Source organism: Magnetospirillum sp. (genome assembly GCA_027532905.1).
Lineage (GTDB): Bacteria > Pseudomonadota > Alphaproteobacteria > CACIAM-22H2 > CACIAM-22H2 > Tagaea.
Window position 1 is genome coordinate 1,611,924 of the sequence record JAPZUA010000001.1, and the last position, 24,554, is coordinate 1,636,477.

Sequence of the window (24,554 nt, forward strand, 5' to 3'; positions counted from 1 at the left end):
AAGGGTTTGCAACCAAGGTGCCAGTGCCGCTTTGGCTGGCGAATCGGCCCGATTCGGCCGATAAAGGAAAAACCGCGCCAACACCGCCCAAAAAATAGGCAGTTTTATGCGTCTCTTGCTGATCAATCCGAATACTTCGCCCGACATTACGGACCTCGTGGCGGCGAATGCCCAAAAATGCGCGTCGCCCAACACAAAATTCGATCCGGTTACGGCCCGCTTCGGCGCACGTTATATCGGCACGCGGGCGGCCGCCGCGATCGCGGGCCATGCCGCCCTTGATGCGTTTTCGGCGTTCTGGCGCCCGCACCATCAGGGCGTGTTGCTGGCCTGTTTCGGCGATCCGGGCATCGAGGCCTTGCGCGAAATCTCGCCGGTCCCGGCCATCGGCATGGCGGAAGCCGCGATGCGCGAGGCGGTCGAAATGGGATCGCGCGTCGGCATCCTCACCGGCGGGGCGCGCTGGGTCCCGATGCTGACCGAGTTCGTGGCCACGCTTGGCCTGTCCGCACAGCTTGCACGGGTGCGGGCGGTTGCCGCGACCGGTGCCGAGATTGCGGCCGATCCCGAGCGTGCCTTGGGCGAATTGGCGGCGGCCGCGACGGCCTGCGCCGAAGAAGACGGGGCCGATATCGTGATTCTGGGCGGGGCGGGTTTGGCCGGCCTTGTGCCGCGCGTGCAGCCTTTGACCAAAGTGCGCCTGCTGGGTTCGCTCGAGGCGAGCATTGCCAGGCTCGAGCGCATGGTGCGCGAAACAGCGCCCGCATTCGCCCCGGCGCCGTCGGTGCCGAGCATTGGCCTCGCGCCCGAACTCGCCGCGCTTATTTCGCGTCCAACGCCGTAACGGCCGCCCAATCGGCCGGCAGTTGCGCCGGATTCAACGCGGCAACGCGTTCGACGAAGCTGCGCGCGACGGGGTCCTTTGCAAGCAGCGGTCCGTTTGCGAGCCGCAAGGCGGTTTGGAAATCGCGCGCCCGATAGGCGCCAAGGGCACGTGCGAATTCTTCAACGCGAAGCTTTGTATCCGCCGCGAGCGTCGCCGCCATGCCCAGCGGTTCGAGGATCGTCACGGGTTGGGCGCGGCCTTTGACCTGGATACGGTCGAGCTCGCGCCACACGAACGGATCGTCGGCGATGGCGGCGCGGACTGCGTCGGCGCACATGATCGTCGAGCCGTAATATTTGTTCGCACCCTCGAGGCGCGAGGCGAGATTCACCGTGTCGCCCATGACCGTGTAGTTGAAGCGCCGTGCCGAACCGATATTGCCGACAAGCGCTGCCCCTGCATTGAGGCCAATGCGCGCTTTGAGCCGGTGCCCCAGAAACGGCCGCGCGGCATCGTCGTTCAGCGCGTCGAGCTTGGCGGCACAGACAAGGGCGGCGGCAACGGCGTTGCGCGCGTGGGCGGCATCTTCGAGCGGTGCCCCGAACACGGCCACGATCGCATCGCCGATGTATTTGTCGACGAAGCCGCCATGGGCTTCGACGATATCGGTCATCGCCGATAGATACGCGTTCATCACCTGCACAAGCTGCGGCGGCGTGAGGCCCTCCGACAGGGCCGTGAAGCCCGCAACGTCGGAGAACATCACCGTGACGACGCGCTCTTCCCCGCCCAATTGCGGCGGCGTTTGCGCATTCACGAGCCGGTCGACCATGGCGGGTGCCAGATAAAGCCCGAAGCTTTTGCGCAACAGGCGCTTGTCCTTGTCGGCGACCGCAAAGCGATAGCCCATCAGCCCCGCACCGGCGGCGGCGGCGGCCAGCAGGGCCGTCAAAAACGGCCAGACGAGCCCGGCCTGCAGGGCGCCAACGCTGATTGCCGTCCAGACAAGTCCGAGGCAAGCGAATGCAGCTGCCGCAAGTGCCGCCGGCAGGCTCAGCGCCAAGGCGGCTGTTACAGCAAGCAGCAACGCACTTGCCGCCGCCTCGCCCGCGCGCCCGAGTTCGAAAAGGCCGCCGCCGCGCTCCAGATTGTTGGCGAAGCTCGCATGCACGAACACGCCGGGGATCGCGTCGCGCACCACATCGTCGCGCACAATATCGGTACGCGGTGCCAGTGCGCAGCGCGGGGCGGCAGCGGCCCCTTCGGGACCGGTCATGAAGCGACGCGACGTGATCTTGCGGTCTTCGACATCGAGTACGGTGCCGACGAACACGATCTTGTCCTTGAAATGCGCTTTGAAAAACGCGTCGTCGCCCTTTTCGACGCACGCGCGCAGATCGGCCAGCGAAAAGGCGGGGATATCGGCCCCGCCGCCTTCGAAATCGATCGGCATTGCGTTGTTGGCCGAACCGGGGATGCGCTTGTCCGCAAGCCACACGCCGTCGCTGCGCTTCTCAGGGGTTTTGCCGAGTGCGCGTGCAGCTGCCTCGAGCCCCAACGACGTTTCGAGGCGCATCGTGGCGCCCTCGGCCACGTCGAAAAACAAGGGCGCGCGGCGAATTGTTTCGTCGGTATCGCGAAACAGGTTAGTGGCGCGGATATTGGCGTCGTGGCCCACGGCAAAACTCTGGCCCTGGAACGGCACGATCGGCGATGCTCCGTGCTGCACCTTGCCGAGGATCACGCGCCCGTCGCGCGATCCGGCACGCAAGGCTCGCAGAAAATCGCGGTCGAAGCCCGGCAGATAGCGCTCGACCGAGGTCGGGAAAATCACGTCGAACGCCACGACGCTGGCCCCACCCTCGAGTACGGCGCCAAGCACAGGGGCGATCTCGCGCGTCCACAGCACTTGCGGCGTGCCGGCAAAAGGCGGCGTGCGGTAGGTCTCTTCGTCGATCGCGATCACGACGCTCGGCGACTGCGCAGCTGTATGGCGCGCACCGAATGCGGCGTGGCGCAGCGCGAACGCCAAATCGACGGACAGGCCGCGCACCCCATCGGCCAGCGGCGACGCGATGGCGGCCGCCCCCAACAAAACAGCCAGCAGACCCGCCAACCGATCGCGCTGGGATGCTTTCATCTAGAGCCGCAGCAAGCGGCTCAGCATCGGGGCTGCACCGGGTTTGGCCTCGGCATCGACCTTGAACACGATCTGCCGCGAATCGGCAGCGCTGCCAACCGAAATACGGTAGATGCCGCCCGCCACAAGCGCGCGGTCGGCCTTGGCCATGTCGAAGAAGCTGCCGCGCATCAATTGCTGGGCCGGGATGTCGAGCGTGACGGGCGCTTCCGTTTGGTCGAGGCGCGCGATCGTGATCTGGCCGCCGCCCTTGACGTCGAGTACGGGCGACAAGCCGTAGATCGTCTGTGTGGGCTGCGGCGCGCTTGCCGTCGCGGCCGTCGGGCGCGGGGGTGCGCGAAACACCATCACGCCGGATTTTGCGGCTTGGTCGCTCGTGAGCTGCATCTTGGTGCCCGAACACGCGACCTTCTCGCGCCGCACCGTGCCGCCCGCGACGGCCGACTGTTCGGCGCCGATCGTGACGGTGCCGCCTTTGATCGTCTCGCGCCAGCACGAGGCGAGATAGCCCACCACGAGCTCGTCGCCGGGCCCAAGCTTCACTACGCGTCCGGCTTCGAGATAGTCCATGAAATCGACGTCGAGATTGCGGCCTTTGGCTTCCTCGACGATGGCAACGGGATCGGCTGCAAGGGCCGGCATTGCGGCAAGAGCAAAAAACGCAAAGACAAGACGTACGACCATCGAACCAGCCCCTCCTTCTGACGAACAATACGATCCTAGCATGCGCACGCGCCCAAACGTTGTGACGAACGTCACTTCGCTTCGGCGATGCTGCGGGTATTGCCGCCGCCGTCGCCCACGAGGCTGAACGGCGCCCAAAAGATCGGGTGGCTGTAGGCAAACACGGTCTGGCGGCTGGCGGGATCGACGAAGCCCTGTCCGTCGAGCAGCCCCAGCATCGCCTGCTGCAAGGCGGCGGCGCGCGCCAGATTCGCGTCGCGTGCTTGGCGGGCGAACAGATCGGTCGTGAGTGCGCGCGCACTCGTGGTCTCGACCGGCCAGTTCGATACGAGAAGGGCACGCGTCCCCGCATAGAAAAACGCGCGGCCGAGGCCCGAGACCGCTTCGGCTCCAGCACCGTCGCCGGTCGCCGTGTTGCAGGCCGAGAGCACCACCCAATCGGCGTTGAGCTTGAGGCCCAAAACCTCGTCGAGCGTGAGCAGCCCGTCGCCGTCGATGTCGGCAACGTTGGGTGCGGACAGCGCCAAGGCCGGCTGCAACAGGCCGTTGAGGTCGCCCGGAATGAGCCCGTGCGTGGCGAACATCACGACGCGCCGGTTCGAAAGATCGACGGTCTTGACGTTTCTCTCGTTGGCGGCAGCGCCAAGATACAGGTCCGACGGGGCCGCATTGAGGGCAAGCGCAATGCCGCGCACCTCGTCGGCCGTGTCGGGCAGGCGCGGCAGATTGGCAAGCTCCGCACTGTCGATACCAGTCGTGGCCGGGGCCGAACGGCGCAGGAGCGGCAGCCCGCGCGTCTGCAGCCGATTCGCCGCACCGCGGGTGGCCAGGCTTGCGGTTTGCGTGGCCGCAGCCGCTTCGGTGCGCGCTTCGACCATCTGCTCGGCGCTGAACCACGGATCGCCGAAGCCGATGAAGGCGCGCCGATTGGCGGGCGCGGGCGGCAGGCTGCGCAATGTGGCAAGCGACGCCACCGACGGCAGCTGCGTGATCGCCGCCTTGCGGATCAGGAAAGGGACGGGCTTGTAGGCCGAGAACAGCGCCTCGCCGTCGCGCTCGGCGGCCAGCTGAACGGGTGCCGTGACCAGCACGCCGAACGGCAATTGGCCGAGCGCGTCGTGCGGCACCACAAGCAGCGACGCGGCGTTGGCGAATCCCGCTTCGACCGGTTTCAGCAAGGCGTCGTAGAGTTTGCCCGCAAGGGCCACGTCGAACGTCGGAATATCGCCAAGCGAAGCGGCGTTGGGATCGAGCGCTTTTCGCAACGTGGCGACCGTTTCGCCGATTTCGTGGCGGCCGAGTTTGACGCCCGCGAACGCAACCGGCCCCGTCTGCGGCACGGCCCACACGAAGCTTTGCGTTTGCCCCACATAGGTTGCGATCAGCGCCTCGCCGCCGCGCAAACTGCGGCGCGTCTGCTCGACCGTGGCGGGGCGCGGATCGATCAGGTTCGCGTAGTCGGGAAAGCGCCGCTCGATTTCCTGGCGGATCGCAGCACGTGCGGCTCGCAGATTGTCGATCTGCACGCGCAGTGCGCGCACGGAAGCGTCGTCGCGCTCGGGGGCGGACAGAATATTCGTGAGCAGGCCCTGCAAGGCGCCGACCTGCTTTTGCGTATCCTGCTCTTGGCGCACGAACTCGGTCAGAGCGGGGTCGCTCGCGGCCGCGCGCGCCGAGGATTGCGCAAGGGCGCGCTGCACGCCTTGGCCGCGTACGGCGTCGGCGATGCGGAACGCGTCTTCGGCCGCATTGGGTCGGTTCGAGGCCGCGAGGGCAGCCATCATGCCTTCGAAGGCCATGCGCAATTGCGCGTCGCGCCCGGCCGAGCCTTGCTCTTCGTCGTCCGACTGGCGCGAGCTCTGCAGCAGGATGGGGGCGGCCGCGTCGAATTCGGCGAGTGCGCCCGCAACGTCGCCGGTCGCGTTTTTGGCGGCACCCAGCAGGGCGCGCGCCATGGCCGTGTCCCAATTGCGTTCGCCGAGCGAAGCCAAGCGCCGTTCGACGATGTTCGCGAACACGCGCGCGGCCTCGGCCGCATCGCCGCCCGCAAGCGACGCCATGCCCCAGGTGAGGTTCGCGTCGAAATTGCGCGCGCGCGCCTGGCGGTTGTTGCCCATGCGCGCGCGCAGATCGGCAAAGGTGCGCAAAGCAGCGGGCGCGTCGCCGTGCAACATTTGGGCGCGCGCCACGAGGCTCATCGCGCGCGCATAGCCGCCGAAATTCGGATCGAGCTTCATGGTCTCGTAGGAATCGAACGTCACGCGCGCCAGGCGCTCGGCCTCGGCGATGCGGCCTTGTTCCATCAGATTGTCGGCGAGCAGCTGCACCGTCTGCAGCGTTTCGACCGAATAGCGGCCTTGGCGCTGCAGGCGCGCCAGCAACACGCGGCGGATCTCGACCTCGGCCTCCACGTAGCGGCCCTGGCGCATGATCGCACTCGCGAGATTCTGCGAAAAGAACAGCGCGCGATCCGAAAGTGCGCCCGGCGGCGCGTTCCACTGCGCGGTCACGCTGCGTTCGTTGGCGAGGAGGCGCGCATTTTCGGCGATGGCCGAACGCAGCAGCGTTTCGGCTTCCGCATAGCGCCCGCTTTCCATCGCCACGAGGCCGCGCGCGCGATAGACAACGCCCTGCACGTCCCACAGCGTCTGCTGCGGCATGCGCGAGTTCTGGCGGATCTCGATCAGCCCGTCTTCCAATTTCTTGAGCTCGGCCGTGGCCCGCACAAGATCGCCGCGATTGACGCTCCAGCCGACGAGACCGCTGGTCGCGTTGAAACGCTGGACCGGATTGTTGGCCTCCGCGACGCGCGTTTCGGTCATTTTGATGGCGGCCGCGACATTGCCCGAGGCGGCTTCGGCCTGGGCCAATTGCTGCAGATAGCGCTGCAGGATCTGGCCGCCGACATTTGCGGCGCGCGCCAGTTCGTTGGCTTGGCGCAGATCGGCCAGGCGCTGCTGGATGCGGCCCAACTCGCCTGCCGCCAGCGCACGTTCGTAGAGGAACGCCGCCAGCTCGGCACCTTGCAAGGCGGGTGCGGGCTGCGCGTCGGCTTTGGCGAGTGCCGCGGCGACCTTGGCGGGGTCCGGCTTCTGCTGGTCGAGAATGGCCGCGATGTCGGAGATCGTGCGCGGCGGCGGCTGGAAGCTCTGGCCCTGGAATTCGGCTGCGATCGTCCTTGCTTGTTGCAGCGACACGGCAGGTTTGCCGTCCGGATCGCAAGCGGCCAAAAGAACCAGGCTAAACGCCAGAGCGGCGCGCACAATCGACTTCATCGGTCTCTCCCACCCACGGACGGCGCATTGTACGCCTTACCGGACAATTTACGCCCAATCCGTGGAGAAGTAGAGGGGGCTTCGGCGGTCTGCGTCAGAACGCCGCGCCAAAGAAAAACCCCCGCCCGCCTGGTTCGGCGGACGGGGGTTTGTGGAAAACCAGGGCTTCAGCGCGCCATGGTGATGGACGAGAAATCCTGGAACCAGTTCTGCGCCTGCACGAAGCCTTGCACGCGCGCCGTCATCGCGCGCGGGTTGACGTCGTGCGTGACCATCAGGAACAAAGCTTCGTCCACGTATTTCTCGTGGATTTCCTGCAGCACTTTGGTCTGCTCGGCGGGATCGAAGGTATTGCGCACCTTCTCGAACAAAGCGTCCATCGCGGGATCCGCGTAGAGGCCCCAATTGGTGCCGGCCGGCGGATGCAGCGTGCTCTGCAGATGGCGGATGAGGCCGGTGAACGGGTCTTGGATGAAGTAGGTGTAGTTCATGCCCGTGGCACCGCGCGACGATTCGTGTTTGGCGCCCGCCCGCCAGATATTGATGAGCGTGTTCCAGTCCACGACCTCGAACGTGATGTCGATGCCGATGTCGGCGAGGTTCTGCTGCACATATTCGTTCATCGGCAGCGGTTGCATCTGGCCCGAGCCCGAGGGGGCGATCAGGATCTTGGTCGCAAGCTTGCGGCTCGGCCCGTAGCCCGCTTCCGCCATCAGCTTGCGCGCTTCCGTGAGGTCGCGGCGCAGCTTGAATTTCGGCGAACCGAACCATTGATGGCCCGGCGGGAAGAAGCCCTGGGCCGGGATCGCCATGCCGCCCAGCAGCTCCTTGATGCCCTCGCGGTCGATCGCAAGGTTGGCGGCTTGGCGCACGCGGATGTCGTTCCACGGGCTGCCTTCCACGCGGCTCAAGTGCCAGGTCCAGTTATGCGGATAGGCGTTGGTCACGATCCGCATGCCGGCCTGGCGCAGCGAGGCGAGCGCGTCGGGCGAGGGCGCTTCGATCCAGTCGACCTGGCCCGAGCGCAACGCGGCGGTGCGCGCACTGGCCTCGGGCAGCGGGATCAGCACGAGCCGGTCGAGCTTCGGCACGCGCGCTTTGTCCCAGTATTCGGCATTGGGGACGAGTTCGGCACGCTCGCGCGGCACGAAATTGGCGAGCTTCCACGGGCCCGTGCCCGACGGCGTGCGCGCGAAATTCTCCCAGCTCTTGCCGGACTTCTCCCACTGCGCCGGGCTCGAGAACATGATCCAGGCGATCTGGTAGGGCAGCGTGGCGTCGGGGCTGCGCGTCGTGATTTCGAGCGTGAGCTTGTCGACCGCTTTGGTCGCGGCGACGGCCGGGATGCGGCTGCGCCCTTGCGCCGACTGGCGCGGATCGAATTGCGGGGCCTGCTGGTTCAAGAGCTTTTCGAAGTTCCAGACGGCGGCTTCGGCGTCGAAATCCGAACCGTCGTGGAATTTGACGCCGGGGCGGATTCTGAACGTCCATTTGTTCTTGTCGGTCGCGTCGACCGACCAACTCGTGGCAAGGCCGGGGACGAGGCCCGAAGGCTGGTCGGACTTCGAGAGGTCCCAATTGATCAGCGCGTCGTAGACCGTGTAGCCGAGAAAGCGCATGCCTTCCCCGCCCTGGTCGGTCTGGCCGGTGGTGAGCGGTATGTCCGACGCGGTCATGCCGATGCGCAAGGTGCCTTGCGCGTGGGCGACCGGTGCCGCAAGCGCCAAACCGGCCGCTGCGATTGCCAAAGAAAGAAACTTCATGGAACCCCTCCGAGATTGCGAGGGGCAAAGCACAGCAAAAACGGTGCCGTGCCTATCTGTGGCGGGGATCGAGCGCGTCGCGCAGGCCGTCGCCGAGCAGATTGAAGGCCAAAACTACGAGGAAAATGGCGGCTCCTGGGAACAGCGCCATCCAGGGCGCTTGGGTGATGAAACGCTGGGCATTGTTCAGCATCGATCCCCAGCTGGGGGCCGGTGGCTGCTGGCCAAGGCCCAAAAACGACAGGCTCGCCTCGGCGATGATCGCCGCTGCAAGCGCCAAGGTCGCCTGCACCATCAAGGCTGGCAGGATGTTCGGCAGCAGGTGCACAGCCGCAATGCGCCAATGCGGATTGCCGACCGCGCGGGCCGCCTCGATATAGTCGTCGACCTTGGCGTTAAGCGTGGCCCCGCGCGTGAGGCGGATGAAGGCCGGGGTGGCCGAAATGCCGATCGCGATCATCGCATTTGTGAGGCTCGGGCCCAAAAACGCCGCCAGGGCGATGGCAAGGATCAGGAACGGGCAGGCCAGCATCGCGTCGGTGATACGGCTGATGACCGCATCGATCCAGCCGCCGACATAACCCGCGAGCAGACCCAGCGGCAGCCCGACCGCGATCGAAATCGCGACCGAAATCACGCCGGCTTGCAGCGAGGCGCGCGCGCCGTAGATAACGCGTGACAGAAGATCGCGGCCGTTCTCGTCGGTGCCGAACCAATAAAGCGCGCTTGGTGCTTTGCGGATCGCCCCCCAGTTCGTTGCGATCGGATCGGCGGGTGCGACAATCGGGGCGAGGAGGGCCGCCACGACAAAAAGAGTGACGATCGCAAGCCCGAACATCGCGGCCGGCCGGCGCAGCAAGCGGCGAAGTGCGCGCCGTCCGGGACTTTCGATCGTTTGGGCAACACTTGTCATTGCTGGCGCAGCCGCGGATTGATGAGGAAATAGGCGATGTCGGCCAAAAGATTGAAGCCGACATAGGCCGTGGCTGTGACGAGCACCACGCCCTGCACGACCAGATAGTCGCGGTTGAACACCGCATCGACCACAAGCTTGCCGAAGCCTGGGATGGTGAAAACCTGCTCGGTAAGCACGGCCCCCGAAAACAGCGCGCCAAGCTCGAGCGCACCCAGGGTCACCACGGGGACCAGCGCGTTGCGAAGCGCGTGTTTGTTGATCACGACTTTTTCGCTGAGGCCCTTGGCGCGCGCGGTGCGCACATAGTCTTGGTTCAGCGCCTGCAGCATGGCGGCGCGCGTATGGCGCATGAATACTGCCGCGATCGAATTGCCGAGCACGAAGGCCGGCATGATCGTGGTGGCAAGGCTCTGCTTCCAGTCTTCGAACGGGCTCACATAGCCGGACGGCGGCAGCCACCCGAGTTCGACCGACACCAATAGAATGAGCATGATGCCGAGCCAAAAATTCGGCGTCGAAAGCCCCCACAACGCAATCGCGTTGGCGGCGTAGTCCCAAAACGAATCTTTGCGCACGGCCGAGAGCACGCCCATCGGAATGCCGATCAGGCACGCGATCAAAAACGCCATGCCGCCCAACTGCAGCGTGACGGGAAGCTTGGCGAGAACCAATTCCAGCACCGGCTGGCCGATGCGCAACGACGTGCCGAAATCGCCCTGCAGCACGCCGCCGATCCAGCGCAGATACTGCACATGGATCGGCTGGTCGAGCCCGTAATAGGCGCGGATTTCGGCCAAGGATTGTTCGTCGCGATCCTCGCCCGCCAGCATCGACGCAGGGTCGCCGGGCAGCAGCAATTGCAGACCGAACACCAGCATCGAGACGACGATCAAGGTCGGCACGATGCTGGCGAGACGGCGGGCGAGGAAAGCGAACATAGGTCGGCCTTAGTTTGCGGCGAGCCGCACGCCCTGCAGGCGGATGAGCCCGTCGGTCACCGGCACGAAGCCGGTGAGACGCTGCCCGTGCGCGAGGAAGTTCGTGCGATGCCACATATAGAGAATCGGCCGGTCGGCAGCCGTGATCGTCGAAATCTTCTGGAGCACGGCCATGCGCTGGGCGGGGTCGGCGATGGTGCGTTGCTCGTCCATGAGCCGGTCCACTTCCGGGTTCAGATACTTGCCGTAGTTCTGCGGCCCGTCCTTGGTGATGAAGACGTAGAGATTGCCGTCCGGATCGGGGCGGCCGCTCCACGCGAGCAGATAGGCTTCGAACTCGCCGCGCTCGGCGGCGTTGAGCGAGCTTGCGAACTCCATCACGTTGATGCGCACGTCGAAGCCCGCTTCTTTGGTCATGGCCTGCACGATCTCCGCCACTTGGCGCAGGTCGGGATTGGGCGGCGTGGTGAGATTGACCACGACCGGCTGACGCAAGCCCGTCTGCGCCATCAGCGCCTTGGCGCGGTCGAGATTGCGCGTCGACGCTTTGAGGTCCTTGTTATGGAACGGGCTCGAGGGCGGAACCGCCTGTGCGGTCGGCGTGAACTCGCCGTTATAGACGACCTGGTTGATCACGGCGCGGTCGATGGCAAGGTCGAACGCCTCGCGCACGCGTGGGTCCGAGCCGATCGGCGATTTGGCGCGCTCGCCGTTGCCGGTGTTGATCGTAATGCCCTGGTAGCCGAGTTCGGAAATCGGCACCACGCGCAGGCGCGTGTTGCGGCGTGCGGCCGGCAGGTCGGTCGGCTGCAGGCGCTCGATCATGTCGAGCGCACCCGCCTGCAGATTGGCGAAGCGCACCGAGCTGTCCGGGATCGGCTGGTAGATCACGCGGTCCACATGCACGTTGGCGACGTTCCAGTATTGCGGAAATTTCTCGAGCACGATGCGGTCCTGCGCGATGCGCTCGACGAAGCGGAAGGGACCTGCGCACACGGGCTTGGCCGCGAACTGGTCGCCTGCGGCCGCTACGGCCTTGGGGCTCACCATCATGCCGGCGCGGTCGGTGAGCTGGGCCACCAGCGGTGCGAACGCGGTCGACAGCGTCAAGCGCACGGTCAGCGGATCGACGACCGAGATCGTCTGCACGACCGAGATTTCCGCACGCCGGCCCGAGCGCGGCGCGTTCAGATGGCGGTCGAGGCTGAAGCGCACCGCTTCGGCGTCCATCTTCTCGCCGTCGTGGAACAGCACGCCGTCGCGCAGCTTGATCGTCAGCGTCTTGCCCGCATCGCTCCATTCGAAGCCGGTCGCCAGCTGCGGCACGATCTTGAGATCGTTGTCGATGTCGAACAACTTGTCGCACAGGCCGGCGAACACGATGCGGCCCACGAAAGTGCGCGCGAAAGTGGGGTCGAGCGCGTCGGGATCTTCCGCCAAGCCGATGCGCATCGTCGTCTGCGCGGATGCGGCCCCGGCCATCAGGCCCAGCGCTGTCATGCCAGAGACGGTCATGGCCGCCATCAAGGTTCGGAATTTGGACATTTTTTATCTCCTTCGTGGGGTATCAGACGAAACGGCTTTGCAGTTTTTCAAGCCGCCGTGCGGCTTCATTGTCTGGCGGTGCGGTGGCGGGCGCAAAGGCCGGGATGTCGCGCCAGAAATGGCACGCGACGGAATGGCCCTTGGAAATCTTGTCGAGCGTGGGCGCGTGCGTGCGGCACCGCGGCTGCGCGTAACGGCAGCGCGTGTGGAAATGGCAGCCCGGCGGCGGGTCGATCGGGCTCGGCACGTCGCCTTCTAGCAAGGTCTTGGCGCGCGCCAAGCTCGGGTCGGGGGCCGGGATCGCGGCCAGCAAGGCTTGCGTATAGGGATGGCGCGGGGCCGAATAGAGCGTGGCCGTATCGGCCAACTCGACGATGCGGCCCAGATACATGACGGCGACGCGGTCGGCCGCGTGTTTGACGACGGCAAGATCGTGCGCGATCAGCACGAGGGCCAAGCCGAAGCGCGCCTGCAGATCCTTGAGCAGGTTCAGCACCTGGGCTTGCACGGAAACGTCGAGGGCGGACACGGGCTCGTCGCCGACGATGAGTTTGGGGCCAGCCGCAAGGGCGCGCGCAATGCCGATACGCTGGCGCTGGCCGCCCGAGAATTCGTGCGGGTAGCGCCGGTCGTGTTCGGGCCGCAAACCCACCACGCCGAGCAGCTCGCGCACTTTCTCGGCGCGTGCGGCCCCGTGCGCAAGCCCGTGCAGCATCAACGGTTCGCCCACGATTTCGCCCACCGTCATGCGCGGATTGAGCGAGGCGTAGGGATCCTGGAACACGATCTGCAGATGGCGGCGCGCCTTGCGCATTTCGGGCTCGCTGAGGCGCGTGAGGTCCGCACCGTCGAATTCGATTTCGCCCGACGTCGGCTCGATCAGGCGCAGCAACATGCGCCCGACGGTCGATTTGCCGCAGCCGCTTTCGCCGACGAGGCCGAGCGTTTCGCCGGGGGCCACGGCGAGCGACACGCCGTCCACGGCCTTCACGTAGCCCGTCGTGCGGCCGAACAGGCCTTTGCGCACAGGAAAATGCTTCACCAAATTATGCGCACTCAACAGCGGCGTGGTCATGCGGCACCCGTCTTGAGTGCGGCCTCGTCGAGCGGGGCAAGCCAGCATGCGGCCGCCTGGCCGTGCCCAAGATCGCGCATCGGCGGTTCTTCGCGCCGGCACTGGTCTTGTACAAACGGGCAGCGAGCGGCAAAGCGGCAGCCCGGCTCAAGCTTGGCGAGGTTCGGCACCGTGCCGTCGATCGTGGCAAGGCGTTCGCGCGCGCGATGCAGCTGCGGGATCGCCCCCAACAGGCCGATCGTGTAGGGGTGCTGCGGCCAGGCGAAGAGCCGCTCGACCGGCGCTTTCTCCACGATCTTGCCCGCATACATCACGACCACGTCGTGCGCGAGTTCGGCAATCACGCCGAGATCGTGCGTGATCAGCACGATGGCCGTCCCCGTCTCGTCGCGCAAACGGCGCAGAAGGTCGAGGATCTGGGCTTGGATCGTAACGTCCAGCGCCGTGGTGGGCTCGTCCGCGATCAGCAGCTTGGGATCGCAGGCGAGCGCCATCGCGATCATCACGCGCTGGCGCATGCCGCCCGAAAGCTTGTGCGGATATTCGTCGAAGCGCGCTTCGGGGGCGGGGATGCGCACGCGGCGCAGCATCTCGATCGCGTGCGCTTTGGCCGCATCGGGCGAAATCTCGCGATGGCGCAGAATGCCTTCGACGAGCTGGTTGCCAATCGTGAATGCCGGGTTGAGGCTCGTCATCGGCTCCTGGAAAATCATCGCGATTTCCGAGCCGCGCAGTTTCTGCATCTCGAGCTCGGGCAGCGTGGCGAGATCCTGGCCGCGAAAGCGGATGGCGCCGCCGGCGATGCGGCCCGCCGGTTTGGCGAGCAGGCCCATGATCGACAGCGACGTGACCGACTTGCCGCAGCCGCTTTCGCCGACGATGCCGAGCGTGCGCCCGGGCGCCACCGAAAACGACACGCCGTCCACCGCGCGGAACTCGCCCGCATCGGTGTCGAAAGACGTGTGCAAATCGTCGACCTCGAGCAGACCCGTCATTTGATGCCGGCCGCCGCGAGGGCCGCGTCGATTTTGCTGCGGTCGTAGGTGCCCGCGATATTGTCGCGCGAGGCAAGGAATTTGCGGAACGTCGAAAACCGCTCTTTGCTTTTTTCGAAGAGACGGCGCAGTTCGACGAGCGGATATTCGTGGTCGTCCACGCGGATATCGAGCACGGGATACTCGTCGTTTTTGTGGATGCGCAAGGCGGCCGATTGGCGCCCGCGCTTGTCCCCGCCCACCGCTTCGCCCGCATCGAGGGCGGCGATGAAACGCTCGGCAAGCGGCAGGCCGGCATTCAGCGCAAACGCCTCGGCCGTCGCCTCGATCACCTCCTTGCCTGCGAGCATGTTTCCGGCGACCGAAAAATCTTCGAAGATCAGATGGCCTGCCCAATCGACGCATCCCGTACCCGTGTGGGCGGCAAAATCACCGATCGCGTCCATCAGATGCACCTGGCGCACGGCGGCACCCGCGTCGCGCGCAAGCAGCGCCGCCAATGCCTCCTTAGCCGGGATGCCGCGCTCGAGCAGGTCGATGCCGTCGATCCCGTGATAGGGATTGATCAAGGCTTGCGTTGCGACGGCACCCGCGCCCGGCTTCACATACATGCACAAAGCGCCCACGGCGAAAAACCGCGTCGCCACGGCAATGCCGAATTCGCCGCTTGCACGGTCGTGCGCCACTACGGACCAAGTCATGCCAAGGCCAACCCTTATGCTAGATTCCAGAGCGCCAAGTTAAACGCCGGGCACTGGGTGTATGCAACAGAAAGACCAATCGATGGCCGACGACCAGCAAACGACAGCATTTTATGCGGCCGAAGCCGCGCGCTATGCTGCGCGCGGTACGCCGCCGAACACGCGGCATATCGAACGTTTTGCTTCAATGCTCGCACCGAACGCGTCCGTGCTCGAACTCGGCTGCGGCAGCGGGCGCGACAGTGCGGCCCTGCTCGGCAAGGGCCTCGACCTCAAGCCCAGCGACGGTTCGCCCGAATTGGCGGCCGAGGCGCAGAAACGGTTGGGCCGCCCGGTGCAGGTGCTGCGCTTTGCCGATCTCGCGGCCGAAAACGCGTATGACGGCGTGTACGCGAATGCGTGCCTGCTGCACGTGCCGCGCGCCGAACTGCCCGCCATCTTGCGCGGCATCCACCGTGCACTGCGTGCAGACGGCGTCTTCTATTCGAGCTTCAAGGAAGGCACGCAAGAAGGCCGCGACCGTTTTGGACGGCTCTATAATTACCCGTCGCCAGACTGGCTCGCCGCCGCTTTCGCCAACGCCGGTTTCCCGTCGCCCGAAATCGAGCAGGTGATGGGCACCGGCTACGATGCCGAGCCCACCCCTTGGCTGCATGTCTATGCGCGCAAAGGGGCGGCAGGCTCTACGCCAGCGTAAAGGCCTCGTGCACGGCACTTTTTACGCCGCCCCCCATGACCGGGCCGCCGCCCGCGACGTAAATCGCGTCGCCGATCGTAACCGCCCCCATACCGTGGCGCGGGGTGGCCATCGGCGCATAGGCGAGCCATTTATCGGTCGTGGGGTTGTAGGCTTCGTTCTGGCCGAACACGCGGTTCGAGCCTTCCCCGCCCATGCAGAAAATTTGGCCGCGATAGAGCGTGGCACCGTGGCCTGAGCGCGCGGTCGGCAACGGATTGCGCATGCGCCACGCATCTTCCTTGGCGTCGTAGGTGTGGTGCAGATGCGAGTTTGTGTAGAAACTGTTTACGCGTCCGCCGATCACATGGATAAGCCCGGCATTGGCGACGATGCCGATATGGTCGCGCGCGGTCGGCAACGGGGCGGCGTTGCTCCATTTGTCGGTCTTGGGGTCGTAGACGATGTGCTGGCTGCGCGACAGGCGCGAGTCGGCCGTGTCGCCGTCGGCCCCGCCCACGGCATGGATGCGGCCCTCGTAGGCGATGCAGCCCATCGCCCCCATCGGCGTGGGCAAGGGTGCGATCTTCGACCAGCGCTCGCCTTCGGCGCCGTACACAAAACATTCGGCATGTGGGCGCCGATTCTGGTCGATGAAACCACCCATCGCGTAGAGCCGCCCGTCGAGCACGGCGACGCCGACATGGTTCGCACCCAGCGGCAGATCCTGCGCCTGCAGCCAGCTGTTCGAGCCTGCGTCGTAGATATGGTGGTAGGGCTTGTCGACGCGCTGCTCGGCATAGCCGCCCACGAGATGCAGCTTGCCGTTGCGCTCGGCCGCCCACGCCATTTCGGTGCGCGGCAACGGCAGCGGCGCGCGCTCGATCCAGCGCCCCTGCTGCGGCGCTTTGGGGGCGATCGAATCGAACACGCGCTGCTCGGCTGCGAGCGCGGGCACGTCGATGCGGCCGGGCTGGTTCAAGCGTTCGTAGACGGGGCCGTGCCCGGCATGTTGGGCAAGAACGGGGCTCGCAAACAGCGCCAAACCGCCGCCGACGGCAAAGCGGCGGGAGATCGAACGGGGGGTCATTCGGGGGAGGCTCCAGGTTGGGGGGTCGTTTTGTCTCAGGTCGATTCGCGGGTCAGCTTGTTGACCATGGCAAACGCAAACGTCTCGAAGCCCATCACCGAGAGCAGGAAGGCGCCGGTCCCGCCGATCACGTTTTCGCGGTACCAGCCATCGAGCCCGCCGGGCGGATGGGTGTGGTTGGGGTTCCAGGGGCTGGGCGTGTCCGAGAGGATCGCGAGCCCGTTGATCGTGATGCCGGCTGCCACCGCACGGTCGCGGCCGATCTCGGCGGGCAGGCCGTTGGTGTTGGTGCCGTCGCCCGAAATGTCGATCGTGCGCCGGTCGGCCGGATAGGGGCAACGCTCGAATTCGCGCGCCGCATAGGTGATGGCCTCGCCGATCGCGGTCGAGGCGGCAAAGGGGCGCGGCGGCAGCAGCAATTGCCCGGCAAAGCCCTCGGCACTCTCTTGGCCGTCGATCAAGGTCCAGTCGACGAGCGTCATCTGCTGGCTTGGGCTCGACCATTCGCAATAGGTGAGGGCGAGTTGCTTGTACCGCCCACCGGTCATCGCGCGCACGACGCGCGGATCCGCGATGGCGGCGGCATAACCCTCGCGCTGCAGGCGGAAGCGGCGGTCGTCGATGCTGCGCGAGACGTCGGCCGCAAGAACAAGCTGCAGATCGACGGCGGTACCGGCGGCGCGCGCAGGGCGTTGCGGCAAGGCCGCAACAGCGGCACTTGCCCCGATCCCAGCCAACACAGCGCGGCGTCCGGCGTTACGGGCCATGAATTCAAGAATGCACGAACGATGCCGCTTCGTCTAGCTTGGCCGTCCGGCGTGGATCTTTGCGGTCAACACTTACCGCGCAATCGAAATGGAACCGCCCGCCTTGTCTCTCTTGCTATTCAAACGCAAGCGACAAGGCGGGCGGCGAGCGCGCTCACGCACCATAAGTCGAGATTTGCTTCGTCAGCCTTCGACTTCGATCAGGTGCGCGCGCTCGAAGCCATTGAAGCCGGTGCGCAGGACCGCTCCATAGGCTCCCAACTGGCCAAGTTCGATCCAGTCGCCCTCGCAAACGTCGCCGGGCAGGACGAACGGGCCCTTCATATGGTCCGCCGAATCGCAGGTCGGACCATAGAAGTCGTAGGCCACGGTGTCGGCCGCACTCGCGCGCAGCAGACGCGTGGGATAGCGCAGGCCCGGCACGCCCGCGTCCGCGAGTGCGCCGTACACGCCGTCGTTGATGTAGAGCGTGTTGCCGCGTCGCGCTTGTACCTGCACCACGACCGAACCGCCGGCCGCAACGAGGGCGCGGCCCGGCTCGGCCCATAGCGCCGTGTTCGCGAGCGTGTGGCACGCGGCGTGCGCCTGTTTGATCGCCGCGAAAAACGCGTCGATGGGTGGCACTTCTTGGCCCGGATAGGCAACGGGGAAGCCGCCGCCGACGTCGAGCACCTCGACCGCAACGCCGGCTTCGCGCGCCAACGCATCGGCGTGCGCGATCGCGCGGGCAAAGGCCTGCGGATCGGCATTTTGCGAGCCGACATGGAACGAGATGCCGAGCGTGCGCGCGAACGGGCGCACGCGGCGCAGCAGCGCGACCGCGTCGGCGGCCGACGCACCGAATTTGCCCGAGAGATCGTGCAAGGGCTTGTCGGCACCGGCAACGACCGGCGGGGCGATGCGCACGATGAGGTCGAGCGTGCCGGGCTTGGCGGCCGTTTCTTCGCGGATCTTGTCGAACTCGGCGACCGAATCGAGCACGAAGCGGCGCACAGCGTGGCGGCCGTAGGCTTCGCGGATGGCCGCGCGTGCGCGCACCGGATGCATGTAGGCGATCGTCGCCGCGCGCCCGAACATCGAGCGCACGAGGGCGATCTCGGCGGGCGAAGCGCAGTCGAAACCGCGCACGCCGCCGTCCCACAGCGCACGCAAGGTGCGCGGGTCGGCATTGCACTTCACGGCGTACAGCGTTTCGCCGGGGAAGCCCGCCACGAAATGGGCAGCCGTGCGGGCGAGTGTGGCCGGGCGCAGGGCGTGCACGGGCTCGTGCGGTTGCAACTCGGCTACGACCGCGTCGAGCGGACGCAAGTCGGGCGTCGGGATTTCGCGGGTCCGGGCCAGGGCGGCAACGGATTTGCGCAGCAGCGTTTGTGCCATCGGTCATCCTCGGCGACAAAAGCGACCGCGAAAAGACGACGGAATAGCGAATGCGTTGCTGAGTCGGGGGAAACTGCCCCGAGGCAAGCGTCTTTCGAAATCCCGGTTCCCTTCGCGACCGCACCGACCCTTACGGTCGGCTCATCGGAAAGGACGCGTGACGTCGTTGCTTGACCTCGAGCGCTGGGATCGGAAGCGGCTTCGGTTGGAAACGAAGTGCTGCCTTAGCGCGTTGCCTCGCGGGCCTGGGGCACGTGCGATTTGCGTCTGAGCGGATAAATAATCCGAATCCCCGCCAATGCAAGTGACAATTTGGTCTGGCAGCTATTTTTTTGCGGCAATCAGGGCGAGATACTCCCACGCGAGCGTGGCGGCGGCGAGCGACGTGATCTCGCCATGATCGTAGGCGGGGGCCACTTCCATCACATCCATGCCGACGAACGAAATGCTTTCGAGCTGGCGCAAGATTGCCTGCGCTTGCCACGTCGCAAGCCCGCCGATTTCGGGGGTACCCGTACCCGGTGCAAATGCCGGATCGAGCGCGTCGATGTCGAACGACAGATAGGCGCGTGAAGTACCGACGACGTGCTTGATCGTCTCGGCCACAGAAGTGGGGCCGTTTGCATGCACGCTTTGCGCGTCGAGGATCGTCACCCCTTGCGCCACCGTCCAGTCCCACACGTCGCGCGCGACAGGGCTGCGGATGCCGATCTGCACCATGCGCTTCGGGTCGACGAGCTTTTCTTCGATGGCGCGATAGAACACCGAGCCGTGGCCGAGCACATTGCCGAACGTCGTAGGCCAGGTGTCGACATGCGCATCGAAATGCACGAGGGCCAATGGCGCGCCCAGACGTTTCACAAGGGCGCGCAACAGCGGCAAGGTCGCCCCATGGTCGCCGCCCAGCGCCACGAGATGCGCGATCTTGGCCGCCTGCGCTTCGATCTTGTCGAAGCTTGCCGCGATGTCGCCAAGGGCAATGTCGAAATCGCCAGTGTCGGAAAGGTCGAGGATCGCGGGCTCGATCCAGTGCGTCGGGTGGTCGCCGTCGCACAGCATGCGACTGGCGGCCCGGATCGCGGCCGGGCCTTCGCGCGCGCCCGAGCGGTTCGAGGTGCCAAGATCGAGCGGCAACCCTGCCACGCAGAAGCGCGCTTCCGGATTCGTGTTGGCCACGCCCAGAAAGCTCGGCCGCAGGCTGAAAGTCGGTTTCATCGCCATCGCTGCACTCGATCTCGCCGCTGTCGGGCCGCCGGTCGGCGCCGCTCGATCGCGGCCCTCGGGCTCATCCGTGGTCGGTTGGTTTCTGTCGAGGTCGTTTTACAATGGCTGCGTCAAAATACAATGGCGCCTGAAGCGCTGCCCTTCGGGCGGTACGGCAAATCCGCGCTCAGCAATCGTGCAGGCCGCGCCTTGCTTCGCGCATCGCCGCAAGGCTGCCCAGCGCCACCGCGCCCGCGCACAACATCGTCAAGACGACGGCAACCGGATCGGCGAGTGCCGCCACCACATCGCCGCGCGCCAGCATAAGCGCGCGCCGCAGATTGTCGTCGAGCAGCGGCGCCACCACAAAGCCGACAAAAAAAGGCGTCGGATCGAACTCAAGCCGCCGCATGGCAAAGCCAAGCGCGCCGAACGCGGCCAGGAGGACCACGTCGAAAGCGGCGCCTTGCAGCGAATAAGCGCCTGCCGCGCAGATCGTCAGGATCGCGGGAAACAGCCAGCTGCGCGGGACTCGCAGCAAGCGCACCCAAATGCCGATCAGCGGCAGGTTGATGACCAGCAGCATGGCATTCCCCACAAGCATGCTGGCCACGACGGTCCAGAAAATATCGGGCCGCTCGACCGCAAGCGTGGGGCCCGGCAGCACGCCTTGCAGCATCATTGCCCCGGCCATCACCGCCATGACGGCATTGCCGGGCAGTCCCAAGGCAAGCAACGGCACGAACGAGGCTTGTGCGGCCGCATTGTTCGCAGCTTCGGACGTTGCCACGCCTTCGATCGCGCCTTTGCCGATTCTATGGCGCCGCCGTCCGAAACGTCGCTCCCAGGCAAATGCGGCAAACGACGCCAACACGGTGCTGCCGCCGGGCACAAGCCCGATCAGCGTGCCGATGGCAGCTCCGCGCACGGCCGGCAACGCGCTTGCCTGCATCTCCTTGCGATGCGGGCGGACGCGCCCGAGCGGCGCGCGCGCGTGCGCGTCTGGGGCGGCCTGCAGGGCATAGGCGATCTCGCCGAGCCCGTAGATGCCCATCGCCACGACGGCAAATCCGATTCCGTCGGCCAGTTCCCATATGCCGAACGTCATGCGCGGCGGCCCGCCGCCCGAATCCGTTCCGACAAGGCCAAGAAAGACTCCGAACGCCGCGCCGCCGAGCGCTTTCAAACGCGCTGCGGGCGACATCGAGACCGCAAGGCAGAGGCCGAAGATCAGCAGCAATGCGACGTGTGCAGGCGTCATGGCGAGCCCCAGGCGCGCAAAAAGCGGCGCAAGCCACGCGATGGCGAACGTCGAGAGGATGCCCGCCGCAAACGACGCCAGTGCCGCAACTGCAACTGCGGCGCCCGCCCGCCCGCGCTTTGCCAGCGCATGGCCGTCAAGTGCGGTGATTACCCCCGATGCTTCGCCGGGCAGATTGAGCAAAATGGCCGTCGTCGAAGATCCGTATTGCGCGCCGTAATAGATGCCGGCAAGCATCACCAACGCAGACGCTGGCTCCATATGGAAGGTGGCGGGAAGCAGCAGGGCCATCGTCGCGACCGGGCCGATGCCAGGCAAAACGCCCACCAGCGTGCCGAGCACGGCGCCGACCAGACACGCCGCCAATGTGCTCGTGCCAAGCGTCAGGCCAAAGCCCATCATCAGGCCGTCGAGCGGATCCATCGTTCAGCGCAGGCTCGAGCCTGGACCAAGCGCCAGTCCGAAAACGGCGTAGGCGCCTGAACCCACCGTCAATGCGATCGCAGCGGTCGCGCGCACGCGCGTCCTGCGCGCCATGCACGCACACGTCGCCGCGGCGATACAGCCTGCTGCCAGGCCCAGCGTGCTGGCGCCGAATGCAAAAGAAAACGCGCTGCCCAAAGTCGCCAAAAGGCTGCGCCACACGATCGGCGGATCGGCACAGGCGACAGCGCTGCGAAACCCGGCCCACAGCGCCAAGCCGACGCCCGAAAAGGCCATCGTCAGCGCTGCCATTCCCGGGAGCAGGCCGGCCCCCGGGCGCGCGAAGCTGCCCCATGAAAGTCCGCCCGAAACGATCCAGCATCCGATGCCGAGCGACGCCAGAAAGAAGCCGGCGCGAACGTCGCGGTCGGCCAATCTTTGGCGCCAAGTCTCAGGTGGGGCAGCAGCGATGAGGGGCATTGCGGTCTTTCTATATCGCGAATGAGAATCACTTGCAATATATCTTGCCTCAATGTAGCGTTGATTTTGTAACGCGCGCCGCGATGCGGCTTTTCAAACTGCCCTGTTTTTCCGGAAGAAGGACGTCAAATGACCATGAAAATCCGCGAAACCGCCCTTCCTCGGCGCACGGCATTGCAACTCGGCCTCGGCGCATTGGCAGCACCCGTTCTGCTGCCTGGTTTGGCCCAGGCGCAGGCCTTCCCGGCCAAACCAATCCGCCTGGTTGTCGCGTCGGCGGCCGGCGGCAATGCCGATGTGGTTGCCCGCTTGGTCGCCAACGATCTCGAGCCGCGCTTGGGCCAGCGCGTGCTGGTCGAAAACATTCCGGCCGCATCCGGCATGCGCGCAACCGAAGACGTGTCGCGCAGCGCGCCCGACGGACACACGCTGCTTGTCGGCACGTCGTCGCAACTCGTCTTCAACATGGCGCTGTTCGACCCGATGCCGGTCGATCTGCCGCGCACGCTGAGCGGTGTCGCAATGCTGAATTTCGTGCCGTTGGTTCTGTGCGTCAACAAGGACAACCCGGCCGCCACCTTGCGCGACTACATCGCGCGCGTGAAGGCTGCGCCGGGTCGCTTCCAATACGGCAGCGGACCCGTCGGAACAACAACGCATGTCGTGGGCCTGCTGTTTGCGCGCCAAGCGGAACTATCGGTCGAGCATGTGCCCTATCAAGCCGGCGCCCAAGCGATGCGCGATCTGGTCGCCGGGCGGCTGTCGCACATGTTCGATGTCGCCGTCACGGCGATCCCCCAATTGAACGGCGGTGCGGTGCGCGGCCTGGGTCTTTCGGCACTTGTGCGCAGCCCGGCACTCCCCGATTTGCCGACGATCCACGAGGCGGGCCTTGCCAACTTCCAGGGCCAAACCTGGAACTCGATCGCCGCACCGGCCGCCACCCCCAAACCCATCGTTGATAAGATAAATGCCGAAGTCGCCGCCGTGTTGGCCGCTCCGGCAATGCGCACGCGCCTTATCGACCTGGGCTCGACTATTTCCGACCGCATGACGCCCACCCAAGTCGATGCGTTCTACGCAAGCGAACGCGATCTGTGGATTCCGATCGTGCGAGCGACCGGCGCGAGGGCCGCCTGACGGGGCTTGCGTTTGCGCGTCATCGACCAATTCCGGACGCTGCTTAATACATAGGCACGCTGGATTTTGACAATGACTTTCACAGATTCTGCGTGGTAATTTCTACCCCATCGACCGGCTGTAAAACCGGCAGCCGGGCTCGGTTTTTTCGTGTCCAAAACCGGACAACAGGGAGAAAAACGCATGAAACGTCGTAAATTTATCGTTGGCGCTGGCGTCGGCATGGCCGCCGCACCGCTCGCCGCCCCGGCCATCGCGCAGGGCGTGATTCGCTGGCGTCTGGCCTCGAGCTTTCCGAAGTCGCTCGACACCATCTACGGTGCGGCCGAAGTGCTCGCCAAGCGCGTGACGGAATCCTCGGGCGGCAAGTTCGAAATCCGCGTGTTCGCTGCGGGCGAAATCGTGCCGGGCTTGCAGGTTCTGGATGCGGTCCAGGCTGCGACGGTCGAGTGCGGCCACACGGCCAACTACTATTATGTCGGCAAGGATCCGACCTTTGCCTTCGACACGGCGATCCCGTTCGGCCTCAATTCGCGTCAGCAGACGGCGTGGATGTATGCCGGCGGCGGCCAGCAAATGATGGCCGAATTGTTCAACGCCTACAGCGTCGTCTCGATGCCGGCCGGCAACACGGGCGCGCAGATGGGCGGCTGGTTCACCAAGGAAATCAAGTCGTCCGAAGACTTCAAGGGCGTCAAGATGCGCATCGGCGGCTTCGCCGGCCAGGTGCTGACCAAGCTCGGCCTCGTGCCGCAGCAGCTCGCGGCTGGCGACATCTACCCGGCCCTTGAAAAGGGCACCATCGACGCCGCCGAATGGGTCGGCCCCTACGACGACGAGAAGCTCGGCTTCAACAAGGTCGCCAAGTTCTACTACTACCCGGGCTTCTGGGAAGGCGGCCCGCAGCTCTCCGCGATCGTCAACAAGACGGCGTGGGACAGCCTGTCGTCGGAGAACAAGTCGATCTTCCAGGCAGCCGCTTGGGAAGCGCACGTTGCCATGCAGGCCAAGTACGATGCCCAGAATCCAGTGGCCCTGCGCCGTCTGGTGGCTGGCGGCACGCAGCTCAAGGTGTTCAGCAACGAAACGCTGCTGGCCTGCTTGAAGGCGGCCAACGAGCTTTACGACGAAACGTCGGAAAAGAACCCGCTGTTCAAGAAGGTCTACGAATCCTGGCGCCGGTTCCGCACCGACCAGTTCCAGTGGTTCCGCACCAACGAAGCCGCCTACGACCGCTTCGTCAACGCGAACCTCGCCACGCTGCCGCGCCGCTCGTAAG

The 24,554-nt window shown here is 65.7% G+C and carries 20 protein-coding genes; 4 read left to right on the top strand and 16 right to left on the bottom strand.

What is annotated here, in order from left to right; genetic code table 11:
* The first annotated feature begins 106 nt into the window (after positions 1–106).
* Complete coding sequence (locus O9320_07820; protein ID MCZ8310746.1) at positions 107–844, top strand: aspartate/glutamate racemase family protein; 738 nt, start codon at positions 107–109, stop codon at positions 842–844.
* On the opposite strand, the gene O9320_07825 is transcribed toward O9320_07820, so the two are convergent.
* From O9320_07825 to O9320_07870, 10 genes are all read right to left on the bottom strand, one after another.
* Positions 822–2,966 (bottom strand): adenylate/guanylate cyclase domain-containing protein, encoded by a 2,145-nt coding sequence (locus O9320_07825; protein MCZ8310747.1) that lies wholly within the window; start codon positions 2,964–2,966, stop codon positions 822–824. The two genes, O9320_07820 and O9320_07825, sit on opposite strands and share 23 nt — an antisense overlap.
* Positions 2,967–3,650 carry a hypothetical protein gene (locus tag O9320_07830; protein MCZ8310748.1) on the bottom strand — a complete coding sequence of 228 codons (684 nt, stop codon included), beginning with the start codon at positions 3,648–3,650 and terminating at the stop codon, positions 2,967–2,969.
* A 71-nt stretch (positions 3,651–3,721) separates the two neighbouring features.
* Positions 3,722–6,925, bottom strand: coding sequence for a CHAT domain-containing protein (locus O9320_07835; GenBank protein ID MCZ8310749.1), 3,204 nt, complete (start codon positions 6,923–6,925; stop codon positions 3,722–3,724).
* Between the two features lie 167 nt (positions 6,926–7,092).
* On the bottom strand, positions 7,093–8,688 hold the full coding sequence (locus O9320_07840) for an ABC transporter substrate-binding protein (GenBank protein MCZ8310750.1): 1,596 nt from the start codon (positions 8,686–8,688) through the stop codon (positions 7,093–7,095).
* Between the two features lie 52 nt (positions 8,689–8,740).
* The gene (locus tag O9320_07845; GenBank protein MCZ8310751.1) at positions 8,741–9,601 is read right to left on the bottom strand and encodes an ABC transporter permease; all 861 of its coding nucleotides are present in this window, start codon (positions 9,599–9,601) and stop codon (positions 8,741–8,743) included.
* Positions 9,598–10,542 (bottom strand): ABC transporter permease, encoded by a 945-nt coding sequence (locus O9320_07850; GenBank protein MCZ8310752.1) that lies wholly within the window; start codon positions 10,540–10,542, stop codon positions 9,598–9,600. The genes O9320_07845 and O9320_07850 overlap by 4 nt, the downstream gene beginning before the upstream one ends.
* A gap of 9 nt (positions 10,543–10,551) precedes the next feature.
* A complete protein-coding gene (locus tag O9320_07855; protein MCZ8310753.1) occupies positions 10,552–12,087 on the bottom strand; it encodes an ABC transporter substrate-binding protein in 1,536 nt (511 codons plus the stop codon).
* A 22-nt stretch (positions 12,088–12,109) separates the two neighbouring features.
* Positions 12,110–13,162: a dipeptide ABC transporter ATP-binding protein gene (locus tag O9320_07860; protein ID MCZ8310754.1), complete on the bottom strand. Its 1,053-nt coding sequence runs from the start codon at positions 13,160–13,162 to the stop codon at positions 12,110–12,112.
* A complete protein-coding gene (locus O9320_07865) occupies positions 13,159–14,157 on the bottom strand; it encodes an ABC transporter ATP-binding protein (protein ID MCZ8310755.1) in 999 nt (332 codons plus the stop codon). Before O9320_07865 ends, O9320_07860 begins: the two co-directional genes overlap by 4 nt.
* Positions 14,154–14,858, bottom strand: coding sequence for a DUF1028 domain-containing protein (locus O9320_07870; GenBank protein ID MCZ8310756.1), 705 nt, complete (start codon positions 14,856–14,858; stop codon positions 14,154–14,156). The genes O9320_07865 and O9320_07870 overlap by 4 nt, the downstream gene beginning before the upstream one ends.
* Before the next feature lie 82 nt (positions 14,859–14,940).
* On the opposite strand from O9320_07870, the gene O9320_07875 reads away from it, so the two are divergent.
* On the top strand, positions 14,941–15,555 hold the full coding sequence (locus O9320_07875; protein MCZ8310757.1) for a class I SAM-dependent methyltransferase: 615 nt from the start codon (positions 14,941–14,943) through the stop codon (positions 15,553–15,555).
* Here the strand turns inward: O9320_07875 and O9320_07880 are convergent.
* From O9320_07880 to O9320_07905, 6 genes are all read right to left on the bottom strand, one after another.
* Entirely contained in the window at positions 15,542–16,624 is a 1,083-nt protein-coding gene (locus tag O9320_07880; GenBank protein MCZ8310758.1) for a galactose oxidase, read from the bottom strand. The two genes, O9320_07875 and O9320_07880, sit on opposite strands and share 14 nt — an antisense overlap.
* Positions 16,625–16,659: 35 nt before the next feature.
* Positions 16,660–17,391, bottom strand: a complete 732-nt coding sequence (locus O9320_07885; protein ID MCZ8310759.1) for a DUF1194 domain-containing protein — start codon at positions 17,389–17,391, stop codon at positions 16,660–16,662.
* Between the two features lie 183 nt (positions 17,392–17,574).
* Positions 17,575–18,768: a type III PLP-dependent enzyme gene (locus O9320_07890; GenBank protein ID MCZ8310760.1), complete on the bottom strand. Its 1,194-nt coding sequence runs from the start codon at positions 18,766–18,768 to the stop codon at positions 17,575–17,577.
* Positions 18,769–19,092: 324 nt separating this feature from the next.
* Positions 19,093–19,989, bottom strand: coding sequence for an agmatinase (gene speB, locus O9320_07895; protein MCZ8310761.1), 897 nt, complete (start codon positions 19,987–19,989; stop codon positions 19,093–19,095).
* A 169-nt stretch (positions 19,990–20,158) separates the two neighbouring features.
* Entirely contained in the window at positions 20,159–21,655 is a 1,497-nt protein-coding gene (locus O9320_07900) for a tripartite tricarboxylate transporter permease (GenBank protein ID MCZ8310762.1), read from the bottom strand.
* Between the two features lie 3 nt (positions 21,656–21,658).
* Positions 21,659–22,135, bottom strand: a complete 477-nt coding sequence (locus tag O9320_07905; GenBank protein MCZ8310763.1) for a hypothetical protein — start codon at positions 22,133–22,135, stop codon at positions 21,659–21,661.
* Between the two features lie 129 nt (positions 22,136–22,264).
* Between O9320_07905 and O9320_07910 the strand changes: the two genes are divergently transcribed.
* Positions 22,265–23,275, top strand: coding sequence for a tripartite tricarboxylate transporter substrate-binding protein (locus O9320_07910; protein ID MCZ8310764.1), 1,011 nt, complete (start codon positions 22,265–22,267; stop codon positions 23,273–23,275).
* A 183-nt stretch (positions 23,276–23,458) separates the two neighbouring features.
* Positions 23,459–24,553 (top strand): TRAP transporter substrate-binding protein, encoded by a 1,095-nt coding sequence (locus O9320_07915; protein MCZ8310765.1) that lies wholly within the window; start codon positions 23,459–23,461, stop codon positions 24,551–24,553.
* Position 24,554: the final 1 nt, after the last annotated feature.

Coding starts and splice junctions, on each gene's coding strand:
- O9320_07900 (MCZ8310762.1), bottom strand. CDS start 21,655: ATGGATCCGCTCGACGGCCTGATGATGGGCTTTGGCCTGACGCTTGGC.
- O9320_07840 (MCZ8310750.1), bottom strand. CDS start 8,688: ATGAAGTTTCTTTCTTTGGCAATCGCAGCGGCCGGTTTGGCGCTTGCG.
- O9320_07845 (MCZ8310751.1), bottom strand. CDS start 9,601: ATGACAAGTGTTGCCCAAACGATCGAAAGTCCCGGACGGCGCGCACTT.
- O9320_07885 (MCZ8310759.1), bottom strand. CDS start 17,391: ATGGCCCGTAACGCCGGACGCCGCGCTGTGTTGGCTGGGATCGGGGCA.
- O9320_07850 (MCZ8310752.1), bottom strand. CDS start 10,542: ATGTTCGCTTTCCTCGCCCGCCGTCTCGCCAGCATCGTGCCGACCTTG.
- speB (MCZ8310761.1), bottom strand. CDS start 19,989: ATGGCGATGAAACCGACTTTCAGCCTGCGGCCGAGCTTTCTGGGCGTG.
- O9320_07825 (MCZ8310747.1), bottom strand. CDS start 2,966: ATGAAAGCATCCCAGCGCGATCGGTTGGCGGGTCTGCTGGCTGTTTTG.
- O9320_07855 (MCZ8310753.1), bottom strand. CDS start 12,087: ATGTCCAAATTCCGAACCTTGATGGCGGCCATGACCGTCTCTGGCATG.
- O9320_07875 (MCZ8310757.1), top strand. CDS start 14,941: ATGGCCGACGACCAGCAAACGACAGCATTTTATGCGGCCGAAGCCGCG.
- O9320_07870 (MCZ8310756.1), bottom strand. CDS start 14,858: ATGACTTGGTCCGTAGTGGCGCACGACCGTGCAAGCGGCGAATTCGGC.
- O9320_07880 (MCZ8310758.1), bottom strand. CDS start 16,624: ATGACCCCCCGTTCGATCTCCCGCCGCTTTGCCGTCGGCGGCGGTTTG.
- O9320_07865 (MCZ8310755.1), bottom strand. CDS start 14,157: ATGACGGGTCTGCTCGAGGTCGACGATTTGCACACGTCTTTCGACACC.
- O9320_07860 (MCZ8310754.1), bottom strand. CDS start 13,162: ATGACCACGCCGCTGTTGAGTGCGCATAATTTGGTGAAGCATTTTCCT.
- O9320_07835 (MCZ8310749.1), bottom strand. CDS start 6,925: ATGAAGTCGATTGTGCGCGCCGCTCTGGCGTTTAGCCTGGTTCTTTTG.
- O9320_07910 (MCZ8310764.1), top strand. CDS start 22,265: ATGACCATGAAAATCCGCGAAACCGCCCTTCCTCGGCGCACGGCATTG.
- O9320_07820 (MCZ8310746.1), top strand. CDS start 107: ATGCGTCTCTTGCTGATCAATCCGAATACTTCGCCCGACATTACGGAC.
- O9320_07905 (MCZ8310763.1), bottom strand. CDS start 22,135: ATGCCCCTCATCGCTGCTGCCCCACCTGAGACTTGGCGCCAAAGATTG.
- O9320_07915 (MCZ8310765.1), top strand. CDS start 23,459: ATGAAACGTCGTAAATTTATCGTTGGCGCTGGCGTCGGCATGGCCGCC.
- O9320_07890 (MCZ8310760.1), bottom strand. CDS start 18,768: ATGGCACAAACGCTGCTGCGCAAATCCGTTGCCGCCCTGGCCCGGACC.
- O9320_07830 (MCZ8310748.1), bottom strand. CDS start 3,650: ATGGTCGTACGTCTTGTCTTTGCGTTTTTTGCTCTTGCCGCAATGCCG.